Annotated in this window: 15 protein-coding genes; 13 read left to right on the plus strand and 2 right to left on the minus strand. The window is 71.3% G+C overall.

From position 1 onward, the window contains the following. Positions 1-94: 94 nt before the first annotated feature. Positions 95-1,636: a Mur ligase family protein gene (locus FWJ67_RS02075; RefSeq protein WP_304172569.1), complete on the minus strand. Its 1,542-nt coding sequence runs from the start codon at positions 1,634-1,636 to the stop codon at positions 95-97. 281 nt (positions 1,637-1,917) lie between these two features. Here FWJ67_RS02075 and FWJ67_RS02080 point away from each other — a divergent pair, with 281 nt between their 5' ends. From FWJ67_RS02080 to FWJ67_RS02095, 4 genes are read left to right on the plus strand one after another with little or no spacing between them, the layout of a single operon-like run. Continuing rightward, a complete protein-coding gene (locus FWJ67_RS02080; RefSeq protein WP_304172570.1) occupies positions 1,918-2,280 on the plus strand; it encodes a response regulator in 363 nt (120 codons plus the stop codon). Positions 2,281-2,300: 20 nt separating this feature from the next. Beyond that, positions 2,301-2,876 (plus strand): chemotaxis protein CheC, encoded by a 576-nt coding sequence (locus FWJ67_RS02085; RefSeq protein WP_414482012.1) that lies wholly within the window; start codon positions 2,301-2,303, stop codon positions 2,874-2,876. After that, complete coding sequence (locus FWJ67_RS02090; protein ID WP_304172572.1) at positions 2,873-3,388, plus strand: chemotaxis protein CheD; 516 nt, start codon at positions 2,873-2,875, stop codon at positions 3,386-3,388. Before FWJ67_RS02085 ends, FWJ67_RS02090 begins: the two co-directional genes overlap by 4 nt. Continuing rightward, a complete protein-coding gene (locus FWJ67_RS02095; RefSeq protein ID WP_304172573.1) occupies positions 3,379-3,954 on the plus strand; it encodes a chemotaxis protein CheB in 576 nt (191 codons plus the stop codon). The genes FWJ67_RS02090 and FWJ67_RS02095 overlap by 10 nt, the downstream gene beginning before the upstream one ends. Before the next feature lie 94 nt (positions 3,955-4,048). On the opposite strand, the gene FWJ67_RS02100 is transcribed toward FWJ67_RS02095, so the two are convergent. Next, positions 4,049-5,158: a lysylphosphatidylglycerol synthase transmembrane domain-containing protein gene (locus FWJ67_RS02100; RefSeq protein ID WP_414482013.1), complete on the minus strand. Its 1,110-nt coding sequence runs from the start codon at positions 5,156-5,158 to the stop codon at positions 4,049-4,051. A 391-nt stretch (positions 5,159-5,549) separates the two neighbouring features. Between FWJ67_RS02100 and FWJ67_RS02105 the strand changes: the two genes are divergently transcribed. The 9 genes from FWJ67_RS02105 (at position 5,550) to FWJ67_RS02145 (ending at position 14,001) form a co-directional block, all read left to right on the plus strand. Beyond that, positions 5,550-5,996, plus strand: coding sequence for an OsmC family protein (locus FWJ67_RS02105; protein WP_304172575.1), 447 nt, complete (start codon positions 5,550-5,552; stop codon positions 5,994-5,996). 137 nt (positions 5,997-6,133) lie between these two features. Continuing rightward, positions 6,134-6,373: a glutaredoxin family protein gene (locus tag FWJ67_RS02110; protein WP_304172576.1), complete on the plus strand. Its 240-nt coding sequence runs from the start codon at positions 6,134-6,136 to the stop codon at positions 6,371-6,373. A gap of 48 nt (positions 6,374-6,421) precedes the next feature. Next, a complete protein-coding gene (locus FWJ67_RS02115) occupies positions 6,422-6,691 on the plus strand; it encodes a co-chaperone GroES (protein ID WP_414482014.1) in 270 nt (89 codons plus the stop codon). Positions 6,692-6,783: 92 nt separating this feature from the next. Beyond that, positions 6,784-7,578 carry an ABC transporter ATP-binding protein gene (locus tag FWJ67_RS02120; RefSeq protein ID WP_304172578.1) on the plus strand — a complete coding sequence of 265 codons (795 nt, stop codon included), beginning with the start codon at positions 6,784-6,786 and terminating at the stop codon, positions 7,576-7,578. After that, positions 7,575-9,227 carry a putative ABC exporter domain-containing protein gene (locus tag FWJ67_RS02125; RefSeq protein WP_414482015.1) on the plus strand — a complete coding sequence of 551 codons (1,653 nt, stop codon included), beginning with the start codon at positions 7,575-7,577 and terminating at the stop codon, positions 9,225-9,227. The genes FWJ67_RS02120 and FWJ67_RS02125 overlap by 4 nt, the downstream gene beginning before the upstream one ends. Positions 9,228-9,340: 113 nt before the next feature. Continuing rightward, positions 9,341-9,898 carry a TlpA family protein disulfide reductase gene (locus tag FWJ67_RS02130; RefSeq protein WP_304172580.1) on the plus strand — a complete coding sequence of 186 codons (558 nt, stop codon included), beginning with the start codon at positions 9,341-9,343 and terminating at the stop codon, positions 9,896-9,898. Continuing rightward, a complete protein-coding gene (locus FWJ67_RS02135; protein ID WP_304172581.1) occupies positions 9,888-10,799 on the plus strand; it encodes a cytochrome c-type biogenesis protein CcmH in 912 nt (303 codons plus the stop codon). Before FWJ67_RS02130 ends, FWJ67_RS02135 begins: the two co-directional genes overlap by 11 nt. Before the next feature lie 47 nt (positions 10,800-10,846). Beyond that, the gene (locus FWJ67_RS02140) at positions 10,847-12,997 is read left to right on the plus strand and encodes a heme lyase CcmF/NrfE family subunit (protein WP_414482016.1); all 2,151 of its coding nucleotides are present in this window, start codon (positions 10,847-10,849) and stop codon (positions 12,995-12,997) included. Positions 12,998-13,086: 89 nt separating this feature from the next. Further along, positions 13,087-14,001: a COX15/CtaA family protein gene (locus FWJ67_RS02145; protein WP_304172583.1), complete on the plus strand. Its 915-nt coding sequence runs from the start codon at positions 13,087-13,089 to the stop codon at positions 13,999-14,001. Positions 14,002-14,085: the final 84 nt, after the last annotated feature.

Here is a 14,085-nt window from a genome sequence, read left to right on the forward strand (position 1 = left end):
GACGCCCAAGAGACCATTCCTCCCTTCCGTGGCGCGAACGCCCTGGCCGCCCGGCTAGGGACGGCCGGGCGCCCCCGGGAGGGGCCGGATCCCGTTACTGGGAGCGGGCCGCCCGCTGGCGGAGGAGGCGGCGGAGGATGGGGGTGGCTTGGTCCAGACCCTGGGCGCCGGCCAGCACCAGGATCTCCCCGGGCCGGACCGTGGCCAGGGCCGCCTCCACCGCCGGCTCCAGCTCCAGGTGGTACTCGGCCAACACCCCTGCGTGGGCCAGCTCTTCCCGGAAGGCCTGCCATTCCCCAGGCTGGACCGCGTCCTTGGGATGGACGGCCTCGGTGGAGGCGGTGACCACCACGTGGCGGATGGGAAGATCCCGGACCCAACGGGCGATGGCGCGTGCGTTGGCCCGGTTGATCGCCTCGCCCCGGCTGCCCCGCACCGCGGTAAGGAGGACCACCCCCTCCCGGGGGACGGCGGCCAGGGAGCGGAAGAGGGCCTCGAAGCTGGCCGGGTGCCCGGTGGTGTCGTCCAGCACCCGAAATCCCCCTTCGTAAACGGGCTCCATCCGGCGCCGGGCCGGCCGGACCCGGGCCAGCCCCTGGACCACCGTCTCAGGCGACATCCCTAGGGCCAGGGCGATGGCCGCGGCGGCCGCCGCGTTCTGGCGGTTCTGCTCCCCCCAGAGGGCCAGGGGCACGGAAAAGCGGGCCGGCGGCCGCTCGCCCTCCAGACTCGGGTACGGGCCGGTGGTGGTCAAGGTCAGGGGGCCGGGGCCGGCCCCGTCGTAGAGGAGGGTGGGGACGGGAGGCAGGCGCCGGCGGGGCCGGCCACCTTTCCCGACGGCCAGGACCGGCATCTGGCCGAGGCGCTCCCCCGCCCGGCCGACCAGGTGGGGGTCGTCGCCGTTGAAGACCAGGAGGCCCCCCGGCCGGAGCTGGTCCAGGAGGCGCAGCTTGACGGCGGCGTAGTGGTCGAAGGTGGGGTGGATCTCCGCGTGCTCCCCGGGCACCAGGTTGAGGACGCAGGCGACCGAGAAGGGGAGGCCCGCCACCCGGCTCTGCAGCTGGGCATGGGAGGTCACCTCCATCACCACCACCCGGACCCCGGCCTCGGCCATCTCAGCCAGGCTCCGGTGGAGGGTGAGGGCATCGGGGGTGGTGAGCAGAGAGGCCCGGGTCTCTCCACGGAATCGGATGCCGAGGGAACCGATGATTCCCGGCTCATAGGCGGGACCGGCCGCCTGGAGGATGGCGGCGACCATCTCGGCCACGCTCGTCTTCCCCAGGGTGCCGGTAATGCCGATCACCGTCAGACGCTGGGCCGGGTGATCATAGAAGCGGGCCGCGATCTGGGCCAGGGCCACCCGGGCGTCGGGCACTTGGACCACGGGAGCCTCCAGGGCGGGGAGACGCTCGGGGGCGTCGGTCACCACCAGCACCGCGCCCGCCGCAACGGCCTCGGCGGCATGGCGGTTGCCGTCGGTCCTGTGGCCCCGGATGGCCACGAAGAGCGCCCCCGGTTGAACCTGGCGGGAGTCGTGGGTTACACTGGAAACGACCAGGTCCGGCTCAGGAGGCCGGAACCGGTCGGGGGGCACGTGCCACGGGAGGCCGTCCAGAAGCTCCACCCAGTGTTTCACCGATCATCCCCCTCTGCGACCCTGCCGGCGGGTGGCGAGGGTGACGGGTTTCTAAGAGATTGGGTTTGGCCTACCGGTTATCCTCCCTCAAAGGTCGCCCTTCCCCCGGTGCGGTGGGAGGGCGTCAGCGACCATCTACCTCTGACGGGCTCAAGACGCTGGGGATCCGGTCCGATGGCTAGGAGTAGGAACCGGGTGCCTTTTTCCCCATCCTGATGCCGCCGTCCGGAGCGATCGGATCGGCCAGCGGCGTCGAGTCCTGCGAAGGAGCGTTTCTTCCCATGCGGGTCCTGGTCGTGGATGATACGGCGTTCATGCGGCTCACCTTGCGCCGAACCCTGGAGCGTTTTGGTCACGAAGTGGTCGGCGAGGCGGCGGACGGTGAAGAGGCGGTCCAGCTGTACCAGGAGCTCCGCCCCGACCTGGTTACCATGGACATCACCATGCCCAAGATGGACGGGATCACCGCCATCCGGGAGATCCGGAAGATCGATCCCCGGGCCAAGATCATCGTCTGCAGCGCCATGGGCCAGAAGCCCATGGTGATCGAAGCTCTGGAGGCGGGAGCCCAAGACTTTCTGGTGAAGCCCTTCGATGCGGAGCGGGTGCGGGAGGCCATCGAACGGTTGAACGGAGCAGTCTAAGCGCGGGCGGGTGAAGGCCTGTGGATGCGCTCCAACTGGATGCGCTGCGGGAGATGGCCACCATTGGGGCCGGGAATGCCGCCCGGGCCCTGTCCGAGCTTTACGGTGACCGGCGGGTGACGGTCCGGACGCCGGCGGTCCAGGTGGTCCCTCTGGCCCGGGTGGCCGAGGCCGTCGGCGGCGACCGGCCCGTCTCCGCGGTGGTAATGCCGGTGGCTGGAACGGGCGGCTGGATGGGCCTCGTCTTCTTCGACGACGGCTTGGAGCAGCTCTGCCGCCCTCTGGTCCCCGACAGCGAGGACGACCTGCTCCGGTCGGGCATGGTGGAGGTGGGGAACATCACCCTAACGGCTTACCTGGACGCTCTGGCCGCCTTCACCGACCGCCCGTTGCGCCCCGGCATCCCCGAGCTGGTGGAGGATTCGGCCGCCTCCTTGATGACCAGCCTGCTGGCCGCCGCCCAGCGGGTGACGGACGTCATTCTCATGGCGGCCCAGTTTGAGTTGGACGGGAGCCACCTGGAGGGTCAGCTCCTCTTCCTGCCCGAGGAGGAGGACCTGCAGGCCTTGCTCCGCCGGCTGGGGATGGACCTTTGAAGCCCCTGGCCCTTCCTCAGCCGTCCCCCTCCGAGCCCGATCCGCCTGTGATCACCGTGGGGTTGGGCGAGCTGGCCGCGGCAGCGGCGCCCGCCCGCCTGGTCACCTACGGGTTGGGCTCCTGCGTTGGTCTCTGCCTCTACGACGCTGTCCAGCGGGTGGGCGGGTTGGCCCACATCTTCCTCCCCTCGGGTGAGAAGGAGCGGGAAGGCCAGCCGGCTCTCTATGCCAACACGGGCGTGGAACGGCTGGTCCAAGCGGTGGTCGCCCTGGGCGGGGAGAGGCGGCGGCTCCAGGCCAAGATGGTTGGCGGCGCCCGGCTCTTCGCCCACTCGGACACCCTCAATGTGGGCCTGCGGAACGTGGAAGCGGTCCAGGCCGAACTCCGGCGCCTGGAGATCCCCTTGGCCGGCCGAGAGGTGGGGGGCAGCCGGGGCCGGAGCCTCCTCTTCGATCTCAGCGACGGCCGGATCCAGATCACCTCAGGCGGGCGGGAGATCGGGTGGCTGTGAGACCTCGGCTGCCGCTGGTGGTCATCGGCGCCTCGTCGGGCGGCCCGGCCACCGTCGAACGCCTTTTCCGCCAGATCGAGCCGCCCGTGCCGTGGGCAGCCGTCCTCGTCCAGCACATGCCGGCCCCCTTCACCCGGACCCTGGCCGAGCGCCTCGACCGCACCTCCCTTTTGGCCGTCCGGGAGGCCCAGGCGGGTGATGCCCTGGAGGCCGGCCAGGTTCTGGTGGCCCCAGGGGGCAGCCACCTCCTCTTCGACCGGCGGGGCAGGGTCCGGCTGGCCCAAGACCCCCCGGTCAACTTTGTCCGGCCGGCGGTGGATGTGACCCTCCAGGCGGCCGCCGCCCTGTGGGGGTCACGCCTTGTTGCCGTCATCCTCACGGGCATGGGCCGAGACGGCACCGACGGCTGCTTGGCTGTGAAACGCCACGGGGGCCAGGTCTGGGTGCAAGACCCGGCCGAGGCCATCATGCCCTCCATGCCTGAACATGTGGTGGCCAGTGGCGCCGCCGATCGGGTCCTCCCCGTGGAAGGGCTGGCCCGGGCCCTGGGCGAGCTGGCCTGGTAAGCCGGGCACCGGGCCCGTCTTCGGTGGGCTCCAGCCGCGGCGTGCTGGCAGGGAAGGAAGGATCCCGGGGCTGGTGGATCGCGCGGGCTCGGGATCAGGAGGGACCGCGTACCATCTGGCGGAGGGTCCGGGGGAGGAAGAGGCCGCCCACAGCCACCTGGAAGTAGTAGGTGATCAGCCGCCAGAGGACCACGAACCCGCCGAGCCGGTCGGCGCTCAGGTAGGGCCGGAAGAGATAGGCCAGGCCCCACTCGGCCCCGCCCGCCGCGCCGGGGGTGGGGATCAGGTTCTGCACCAGGTGGAAGTTGAGGTGGGCGAAGACCGCGTCGAGCCAAAGGGGCGCGCCCGGGCCTGCGTCCACGGCCAACCCCAGGGCGGTGAGGATGAGCGGGCCCACGCTTAAGTAGGCCGCCCAGTAGATCAGGTTGAGCACCAGGTTGACCACCACCGGCGCCCGGCCCCGCCGGCGGAGCCGCCGGATGGCCCGGGTGTGCTGGGCCACCTGGGCGGCCAAGGCCCGCACCAGGCGGGTGAGGCTGGGCCGCCGGTCCTCCCGCTTGAGCCGCTGGCTCAGGCGGTAAAGGCCCCGGGCGGCAAACCGGGGGGCGAGCAGGGTGGTGACCGCCAAGAGCCCGCCCATCACCACCCAGATGCCGACGCCCACCAAGAGGATGGAGGCGGTGCCCCCCGCCGGCGCGTACCCGATGAGGAGGGCCCAGGCCAGCGCGCCCAACATGGCGACCGTCAGCACATTGAGCACCGTGTCAAAGAGGTTGGCGGCCAAGGCGACGCCCCACTCCACCCCCCGCCGGCCCATGGCGTAGACGAAGAAGGGGAAGCCGCCGCTGGCGGTGGGGGTGACCCCGCTGACGAAGAGGCTGGCCACAAAATCGGTGAAGATGCCGAAGAAGGAGGCCCGCTGCCCCAGGGTCCGCACCAGGAGCCACACCCGGAGGCTCCGGACCGCCCAGCTCGCGATCAGGGCGAGGGCCGCGGCCAGGAGCCACCCGGGCCGCACCTGCCGGAAGAGACTCTCCAGGGGCCCCGTCTCGTGGACGATCCAGGCCAAGCTGGCAGTGGTTAAAGCGAGGGCCAGCAGGGTCTGGCCCAGGAGGCGGCGGGGGCTGGTCACCTCGCGCGGTTCACGCCGAGGGCTCAGCCACACTCGGGCCTGCTCTCCTCCTGCATCCCGATGCGCGCCCACGGAGCTCCCTCCCCTCCCGCCGCCCCTCCTTAGGGTCTGGTCAAGGGCCCACATCCGCCTCTGGGAACGCCCGGCAATGCCCGCAGGCCCGGGGCAGCTGATCCCATTCCAGTTCACCGGCCAGCCGCCCCCCCGGCCTGCCTCCCTGCCCCAGGGTCCGGGGAGCCCGGCCTTGGTCACCCGATTAGGTATCGGCGGGCGAGCCTCCTTCTTCACAGAACCCCTTCCCGTCACCGCCCCCGAGGCGGAGCCCCAGGCTCGAGCCGCCCCGGGGCCGTTGGGCCTGGGGCCTCCGCCGGCCCTTCGATTGACGCCCTATCCGGGAACCTTTATCATGAGGGCGGAGGTACCCGCACGGGTATCAGCGGGACGCGAAGAGGGGGGCGAGGGTATGGAGATCCATGCGAAGCACGCGGGTGGCATGACCTTTCTGGCCCGGGGCGGGAGCAACCACTGGGTGGTGATGGACAGCGACCCCGCGGTGGGGGGCGACGATGCCGGGGCGCGTCCCATGGAGCTCCTCCTGATGGGTCTCGCCGGTTGCACCGGCATGGATGTCATCTCCATCCTCCGGAAGAAGCGGGTGGCCGTGGAGGGCTTCGAAATCCGGGTCCACGGCGACCGCCGGGAGGAGCACCCCAAGGCCTTCACCAACATCGAGATTGAGTACATCTTCATCGGCCGCGATCTGCCCCGCCATCACCTGGAGCGGGCGGTCGAGCTCTCCCAGGAGAAGTACTGCGGGGCCGCCGCTACCTTGCGGGCCGCGGCGACCATCAGCCACCGGATCACCATCCGGGAGCCGGAAGAGGCGGAGACGGAACAGGTCAGGGCGTGAGCCTCAGGCTCACGCCCCGTCTTTCTGGCCAGCTGGCCGGCCTCGGGGGCCGGGCTCTTGACAAGGACGGGCCCCTTCCCTATCATGATCTCGCGCAGATACCATACAGGGTATAGGTATAAGAGGAGAGGACATCGGTGGCTCGTGTGACGGTCTACTCCACCCCGACGTGTCCCTGGTGTCACGCGGTGAAGCGGTACCTCCGGCAGCGGGGCGTCCCCTTCCGGGATGTGGACGTCTCCCGAGACCGCCGGGAGGCGGAGCGGATGGTCCACAAGTCGGGCCAGACGGGGGTGCCCGTGGTGGAGATCAACGGCCAGATCATCGTCGGCTTTGATCGGGCCCGGATCGACCGGGCCTTGAGCCGGCTCCCGTGAGCCGCGGCACAGCCGCAGCTCCAAACCGAATGAAGGAGGCGGTGGTCCATGGAGATTCAACCCTTGGACGACCGGGTGCTCGTCCGCCAGGTGAAGCCTGAGGAACGCTCGGCCGGCGGGATCTACCTGCCCGATGTGGCCCAGGAGAAGTCGGCTCAGGCGGAAGTGGTCGCCCTGGGGACCAGCGAGGAGGCGTGGCCTTTCCAGGTGGGCGACCGGGTGATCATCGACAAGTACGCGGGAACGGAGATCCGTCTGGGAGGGGAGACCTACACCATCCTCCAGCGGCAGGACGTGCTGGCCAAGGTCAAGGCCTGATCACCCGGCCCCACCGGGGAGCAGGAGTCGGCGGCCCGGCAGGGAAGTTGGCCCGTGGGGACCCGAAGGGCGGGCCCAAAGGAGGGGCCACGGTGGAGCGGCACGTCGCTGGGGGATGGGCCGGTGCCGCCGGCGAGCCAGCCAGCCGGCCCGAAAGCCACTTGGCCGTGCGCGGGTTGGTCAAGACCTTTGGCGCCACCCAGGTGTTGCACGGGGTCACCTTCCAGGTGGCCCGGGGCGAGATCGTCGCCATCCTGGGCCCCAACGGCGCCGGCAAGACCACCACCCTGAAGACCATCGCCGGGCTCCTGCGTCCCACCGCCGGCCAGGTTTGGGTCGCCGGCCGGCCCCACACCCATCCCGAGGCCCGGCGGGCCTTGGCCCTGGTGCCCGAGGTGCCGGCCGTCTACGAGCTCCTGACCACCTGGGAGCACCTGGAGTTCATCGCCCGGGCCTTCGCCCTGGACGGCTGGCAGCCAGAGGCCGAGGCCCTGCTCCGCCGGTACCACCTCTGGGAGAAACGGGATGCCCTGGCGGCCACCCTCTCCAAAGGCCAGCGGCAGAAGCTCCTCATCTGCGGCGCGCTCCTCCACCAGCCGGAAGTCTTTCTCTTCGACGAGCCCCTGGTGGGGCTGGACCCGGCCGCCCAGCGGGACCTGAAGGACGCCCTGCGGGCCCTTCGGGACCAAGGGGCGGCCATTCTGGTGAGCACCCACATGCTGGAGACGGCCGAACGGCTCTGCGACCGGGCCCTGGTCCTGCACCGGGGGCGGGTCATCGCCGAGGGGGGGCTCGACGCTCTGCGGGCCCAGTTCCGCCTGGCGGGCGACGCCTCCCTGGAGGATATCTTCCTCGAGGCGACGGGCGAGGGGTTGGAAGGCGGGTGAAGCCCCAGACCTTTCGGACGAGCTGGCGCGCCCTGGTCTTCCTCGACGGACGGCGGGGCTGGAACCGGCTCCGGCGCCTGCTCCACCGGCCCTTCTGGCTCCTCGTCTCCGCTGGGTTCGGCGTGGGCCTGGTCCTCCTGATCCTGCAGGTCGGGGCGGCCTGGGGGATGGAGGGGGCGGCCGGCGCCCCGGGTCCCGGCGACCCGGGCCCTTGGCTGGGGCTGGTCGCGCTCTGGGTGCTGCTCTCCCTGGGAACCCGCCTTTGGGGCGCGACGACCCGGTCGCCCATTCCCGTCACCAACGCCGACGCGGTGCTCCTTTTCCCCAGCCCCGTCTCCAGCCGGGTCCTGGTCCTCTACCACGTGGCCCGCACGGGGCTTCACCGGCTGGTCGCCCAGGTCCCCTTCTGGCTCCTGTGGCTCCTCCTCTTCCGCCGGGCAGGGGTGGCGGTGCACGGGCAGGGGCTCCTCGCCTTCTTCCTTCTCATGCTCTTGGTCGGGCTCTGGGGGGACGGGCTCCACACGGTCGCCTGGCTGGCCCTGGAACGGGCGCCCCAGGGCGAGCGGATCCGCCGGTACCTCCGGCGAGGTCTGGTCGGCGGGGCCCTTCTCATCCTCCTCGGACTGGCCTGGCCTCTCGTTGCCCAGTGGGGAGCGGGCCTGGACGGGGGCCAGGCGGTCCGGCTCCTCTTGGCCCGGGCCCAGCCTCTGGCCCAGGTACCTCCGCTCGGCTGGGTCGTCGCCCTCATGGAGACCGCGGTGGGAACGGGCGGGTGGCCTGGGGCGGCCCTCGCCGGCGCCCTGGCCCTGGTGGGGGGGCTCTGGCTGGCCGCCTGGCACCTGGGCGAGGGGTACTATGAGCCCTTGGTTCTCCAGGGTGAAGCCGATGCCCGGCTGGCCCAGGCGGTCAGCTCGGGGAACGTGGACGTGCAGGGGGTAGCCGTGGCCCACCTGGGCGTCACCGAACGGGTGGCCCGGGTCCGGGCCCTGCCTTGGGGAGGCCGCGGAGCCTGGGCGTTGTTCTGGCAGCAGGCCAACCGCTGGCTCCGCCTGGAGTTGGGCACCTGGCGCTGGGGCCTGGTGGTCTTCGGCCTCGTGGGCGGCCTCCTGGGCTTCTTGGTCCGGGTCGGCCTCCCGTCCGGCGCCCTCTGGCTGGTCCCCTGCGGCCTGGCTGTCCTGAGCGCCCCCTGGGGGTACCTGGCGGAAGAGCTCCGGCGTCCCTACATCTACCTCATCCCGGATGCTTCCTGGAAGCGCCTGGTGGCCGCCTCTCTGGTCACCGCGGCCGATCTCTTTCTGTCGTACACCGTCCTGATGGTGGTGGCCATGCTTCTGGCCTGGCCCGGCCTCTCCCGGCTCCTGGCGGGCCTGCTGGCGCTCTTGGCGGCGAGCTGGCTGGCCCAGGGAGCCCTGGCCCTCAGCAGCCTTCTGGTCCCCGCGTGGGTGGGCCGGTGGGTCCGAAGCCTGCTCCAGAGCCTGGTGGCCTTGGCTGGGCTCATCCCTGGGGCGGCGGCCGGGTGGCTGGTCGAAGTCCGGGGTGGAGGCGAGGTCGTGGGCCTGGCCGCCGGCAGCCTGGTCACCTGGCTGGTGGGCGGCCTCCTGATGGCTCTGGCCTCCGCCTTCTTCCAGCGTGCGGAGATGGCCGAGTAGGAAGGGTCCCTGGGCCCGGCCCCCCGCCCCTGGTATAATACAGATCGAATGAATGCGACTGATCACCATTCCCGATCCCGCCCATGCCGGGTCGGGCGGAGGTTCACCAGCTCATGCGCCCACGCGTCCACCTCGTCCTGGCCCTCGCCGTGCCCCTGGTGATCGTCTTGACGGGTCTGGCCGCCAGCTTCGCCTACCAGGCGAGCCTGGACCGCCGGGCGGCGTTGGGCCGCCCCGCGCCTCCCTTTGAGCTGACGACCCTGGACGGCGGGAAGGTGACTCTGGACGAGCTCCGGGGCCGGGTGGTCTTCCTCAACTTCTGGGCCAGCTGGTGCGGGCCGTGCCGGGACGAGGCGCCCGACTTGCAACGGTTCCACGAAACCTACGGGGACCAGGTGGTGCAGATCGGCATCAATTACCGGGAGGCGGAGGACCACGCCCGGCCCTTCGTGGAGGCCTTCGGCCTCACCTTCCCCATCGCCCGGGATTGGGACGGCCGGGTGGCGAGCGCCTACGGCCTGCGAGGGGTCCCCGAGAGCTGGTTTATCGATCCCGACGGCGTCGCCCGGGTCCACTGGCCAGGGCCCATGCGGTACGAGCAGATGGAGGCGGCCTACCAGGAGACCTTGGCCGCCTGGCGAGCGGCGGGAGGCGGCTCCCATGAACCGTAACCTCGGCCGGTGGCTGGTCTTGGCCCTGCTGGCGGGAGCCGTCGCCTGGACGGTGCTCAGCTTCAACCATCTGGGCGAGGGGGTGCGGGTCGGTGAGCCTTTGCCCCTCCCCGCCCTGCCCCGCTGGGGCGGCGGCACCCTGGATCCGGCCGCGCTCAGGGGCCGGCCGGTCTTGATCCGCCTCTCCTCCCGGGCGTGCACCTTCTGCTCCAACGACTTTCAGGTTCTGGAGGCGATCCAAGCCCGGTACGGCACCCGCCTGGCCGTGGTGGCCGTCGAGGTGGAGAGCGGCGCCACCGAACTGGACCAGGCCTTGGCGGGCTTCCAGCCCTCCTATCCCATCCTCCTTGACGGAGACGGCCGGGGGACGGCAGGGTGGCCGGTGAAGAGCCTGCCCAGCCTCATCCTCCTGGACCGGACGGGCCGGCTTCACGCCATCCACGCGGGCGAGGCGCGGACCGCGGACGTGGACAAGCTGGTGGGGCCGCTCTTCCCCACCCCCCCAGTGCCGGGCTCGGCCCGCTTCCACGACCAGTTCCGGGAGGTGGCCCTCCAGATCCGCTGCCAGGAGTGCGAGGGCCTCTCGGTCTGGGAGTCTGATGCGACGTCGGCCTGGATCGCCCGGGCCGAGATCGAGGCGCGCCTGGTGGACGGGTGGACGCCCGATGAGATCGTCCACTGGTTCGAAGATCGCTACGGGCTCTGGATCCTCATGAGCCCGCCCGCCCGGGGAGGCCTCCGGTGGGTCTGGCTCGCCCCGTGGCTGGTCCTGCTGGCCGGCAGCGGGCTGGCCTGGCGTTACCTCGCCCGGCGGGCCATGCCGGTGCCCCAGGGGCCGGATCCGGAGGCGGCGGAACCCCTGCCCGACGAGGTGGCGCGCCGGCTGCGGGAGTATCTCTAGCTCGTGCGGGCGGGCCCCGTGGGGCGGGGGCGAGGGGAGGCCGTGGAGTGAGCGCGGTGGAAGCTGTGGCCCTCTTGGGCGGACGGTTGCTGGACGGGAGCCTAGTGGTGGCCTGGGGGCTCACCGGTGGGCTCCTCTTGGGCTGGGCCCGGCAGAAGGCCTGGACCCACCGGGTGGCCCGGCAGGGGAGCGGGCTCCTCTGGGTGCTGATCACCGGGGCTCTGGGCCTTCTCCTTTGGGGGCTGGTCTCGGGGCAGTTTGCCCTCCGGTACGTGGCGGCCCACACGAGCCTGGACCTTTCACCCTCCTACCGGGTGACCGCGCTCTGGTCGGGCCAGGAAGGCTCCCTGCTCTTCTGGCTCTGGATCTTGGCCAGCTACACCGCCCTGGTCGCCCGGCGGACCCCCTGGGAGGCCCGCCACCTCCTGGTCCCCGCCGTCTTCACCCTCACCTTCATCACCGGCTTCTTCGCGCTCCTGGTAAGCCGGGTGGCCCCGCCCTTTGTGGTGCTGGAGCCGGCACCGGCCAATGGCCTGGGGCTCAACCCCCTCCTCCAGAACCCCTGGATGGCCCTCCACCCCGTCTTCCTCTACCTTGGCTACGTGGGGCTGGCGGTCCCCTTCGCCTTCGGCATCGCCTCCCTGGTCACCGGCGATGGAGGCGAGGTCTGGGTCCGGACCGTCCGCCGCTGGAGCCTGCTGGGCTGGCTCTTCCTGTCGGTGGGCATCCTGTTCGGCGCCCGCTGGGCGTATGAAGAGCTGGGCTGGGGCGGCTACTGGGGCTGGGACCCGGTGGAGAATGCCTCCTTCCTGCCCTGGTTGACGGCCACCGCCTTCCTCCACTCCATCATCATGCAGGAGAAGCGGGGCCTCTTGAAGCGCTGGAACCAGGTGCTCATCCAAGCCACCTTTGCCCTCACCATCCTGGGCACCTTTATCACCCGGAGCGGCATCCTCACCTCGGTGCACGCCTTCGTTGAGTCGGACATCGGCCCGTACTTCCTGGTCTTCCTTGCCGTGACGGTGGCCCTGGGGCTGGGCCTGCTCCTCTTCCGGTGGGAGGAGCTGAAGGATGAGCGGGCCATCCTCTCCTACGCCTCCAAAGAGGCCAGCTTCCTCTTCAACAACCTGGTCTTCCTGGCGGCCGCCTTCGCCGTCTTCTGGGGCACCCTCTTTCCCCTGATCAGCTCCCTCTTCGGGCTTCAGGTGACGGTGGGGCCGCCCTACTTCAACCGGGTGACGGGGCCGCTCTTCGCCGCCATCCTGCTCTTGATGGGATTGGCCCCGCTCCTGTCCTGGGGCCGGCTGACGACCACCGTCGTCCGGCGGAACCTGCCCATCCCCGTCGCGGTCGGGGTGGGCGCGGGGGCCCTTCTGGTCGTCCTGGGGGTCCGGGAGCTGGGGGTGGTGGTCGCCTGGGCCCTCGCCCTCCTGGTGGGCGCCGCGGTGGTGGTGGAGGTGGTCCGGGGGGTGCAGGTCCGCCTGGAGCGGGGCGAGCCCATGGGCCGGGCCCTCCTCCGGGTGCTCCGGGCCAATCCCCGGCGCTACGGGGGATACCTGGTCCACCTGGCCGTGGTCCTGATGGCGGTGGGGGTTGTCTCCTCCCAGGCCTACCAGACCCGCCACATCTTCTCCCTGGAGGTGGGCCAGACGGCAGCGGTGGGGCCCTACCACCTCCAGTTCCGCGGCTTGGAAGAGCACTGGGACGGCCCGGTGCGGCGGGTGACGGCCAACCTCCTGGTGCGGGAAGGGGACCGGACCCTGGGCCTGATCCGGCCGGAGAAGCGGTACTTCCCCGGCTTTGCCGAGCGGGAGGGGCCCACCACCGAGACCGCCATCTACAGCCGCCCGGGCGGCGATCTCTACGTGGTCCTCTCGGGCTGGGACGACTTTGGGGCGGCTGTGGGCTTCATCGCCTACTACACCCCCCTCGTCTCCTGGATCTGGGCCGGGGGCGTGCTGCTGGTGGCAGGAACCCTCTTCGCCCTCTGGCCCCGGCGGCGGGAGGCGGCCCGAGAGGCCCGGATCCTGGCGGAGCTGGCCGAGGTGGAAAGGGAGTACCAGGCGGGCCGCTTGCCCCGGCGGGAGTACCTGGCCTGGCGGGCCCGGCTGGTCGCCCAGGCCCGGGCCGCCCTGGGGGAGGAGGCTCAGGCCCTGGCCCGGGCCGAGGCGGAGCTCCGCTCCCTGGACGCCTCCTAGGGGGCTGGGGAGGAGTTGCATGGCCCCGGACCGAAGGTTGCCCAGTGCGGCGCGCTTCGTCCCTGGGGAGACCGAAGAGGGGGTTTCCCATGACCCTGCTCCAACGCCTGGCCACCCTTGCGACGGTGGGCATGTTCTTCCTGCTGGTCTCGGGCGCGCTGGTGACCACCACCGGGTCGGAAGACGGCTGCGGCAGCGCGTGGCCCTTCTGCGACGGCGACTGGTCCAGCCTGGCCACCTGGATTGAGGTGAACCACCGGGTGATCACGGGGATCATGGGCCTGCTCATCCTGGCCGTCTCCGTCCTCGCCTGGCGGCAGCTGGGCCACCGGCGGGAGATCCGGCAGCTGGTCGTCGCCGCCCTGATCCTGCTGGCCGTCCAGTCGTGGCTGGGGGCGGCGGCGGTCATGTGGGGTTCGTCCGAGCTGGTGATGGCGGCCCACTTTGGCGTCTCCCTGGCTTCTTTCGGTTCGGTCCTGCTCCTGGCTGTGCGGATTCATCAACTGCAGCGGGGGTGGAGCCCCCGGGGCGGGCCCGTGCCTCCCCGGTTCCGCCCGCTCCTTTGGGCCAACCTGGGGCTCCTGGCGGCGGTGGTCTACGTGGGGGCGTACCTGCGCCACACGGAAATCGGCCTGGCCTGCCTGGGGTGGCCCCTCTGCAACAACATGCTCATCCCTGAGTGGGGCACGCCGGCCTTTACCAACTTCGTCCACCGGGCCCTAGCCGGCGGGCTCGTCCTCCTCTCCGCGGCCACGGGCCACCTGACCCGGCCCTACCGGGAGGCGCGGCCTGACCTCTTCTGGGGTTCCTTGGCCGCCGTGGTGCTGGTGGTCCTCCAGGCCCTGAGCGGCTGGCTGGTGGTGGGCACTTTGGGATCGGTGGCGGCCAACGTCCTCCACTCCAGCTTCGTCACCCTTTACACGGGGGCGCTCCTCTACCTCCTCTGGCAGACGGCCCCGGAGCCAGCCGCCAGCGCCCGGGAAGCGGAGGTCGCGGCCGTTTAGCCACCTGGGCCGGGGAAGGGCGCGCCGGCCAAGACCCCCCGCCGCCGTGCCAGTGGGTGGATGGAGCGGGTGGATGAAGTGTGG

It is taken from the genome of Limnochorda sp., assembly GCF_047459355.1.
GTDB lineage: Bacteria > Bacillota > Limnochordia > Limnochordales > Limnochordaceae > Limnochorda.

Excerpts from the sequence above, each read along its gene's own strand:
- FWJ67_RS02145 (WP_304172583.1), top strand. The coding sequence starts at position 13,087 with ATGACCCTGCTCCAACGCCTGGCCACCCTTGCGACGGTGGGCATGTTC.
- FWJ67_RS02080 (WP_304172570.1), top strand. The coding sequence starts at position 1,918 with ATGCGGGTCCTGGTCGTGGATGATACGGCGTTCATGCGGCTCACCTTG.
- FWJ67_RS02130 (WP_304172580.1), top strand. The coding sequence starts at position 9,341 with ATGCGCCCACGCGTCCACCTCGTCCTGGCCCTCGCCGTGCCCCTGGTG.
- FWJ67_RS02135 (WP_304172581.1), top strand. The coding sequence starts at position 9,888 with ATGAACCGTAACCTCGGCCGGTGGCTGGTCTTGGCCCTGCTGGCGGGA.
- FWJ67_RS02105 (WP_304172575.1), top strand. The coding sequence starts at position 5,550 with ATGGAGATCCATGCGAAGCACGCGGGTGGCATGACCTTTCTGGCCCGG.
- FWJ67_RS02115 (WP_414482014.1), top strand. The coding sequence starts at position 6,422 with ATGGAGATTCAACCCTTGGACGACCGGGTGCTCGTCCGCCAGGTGAAG.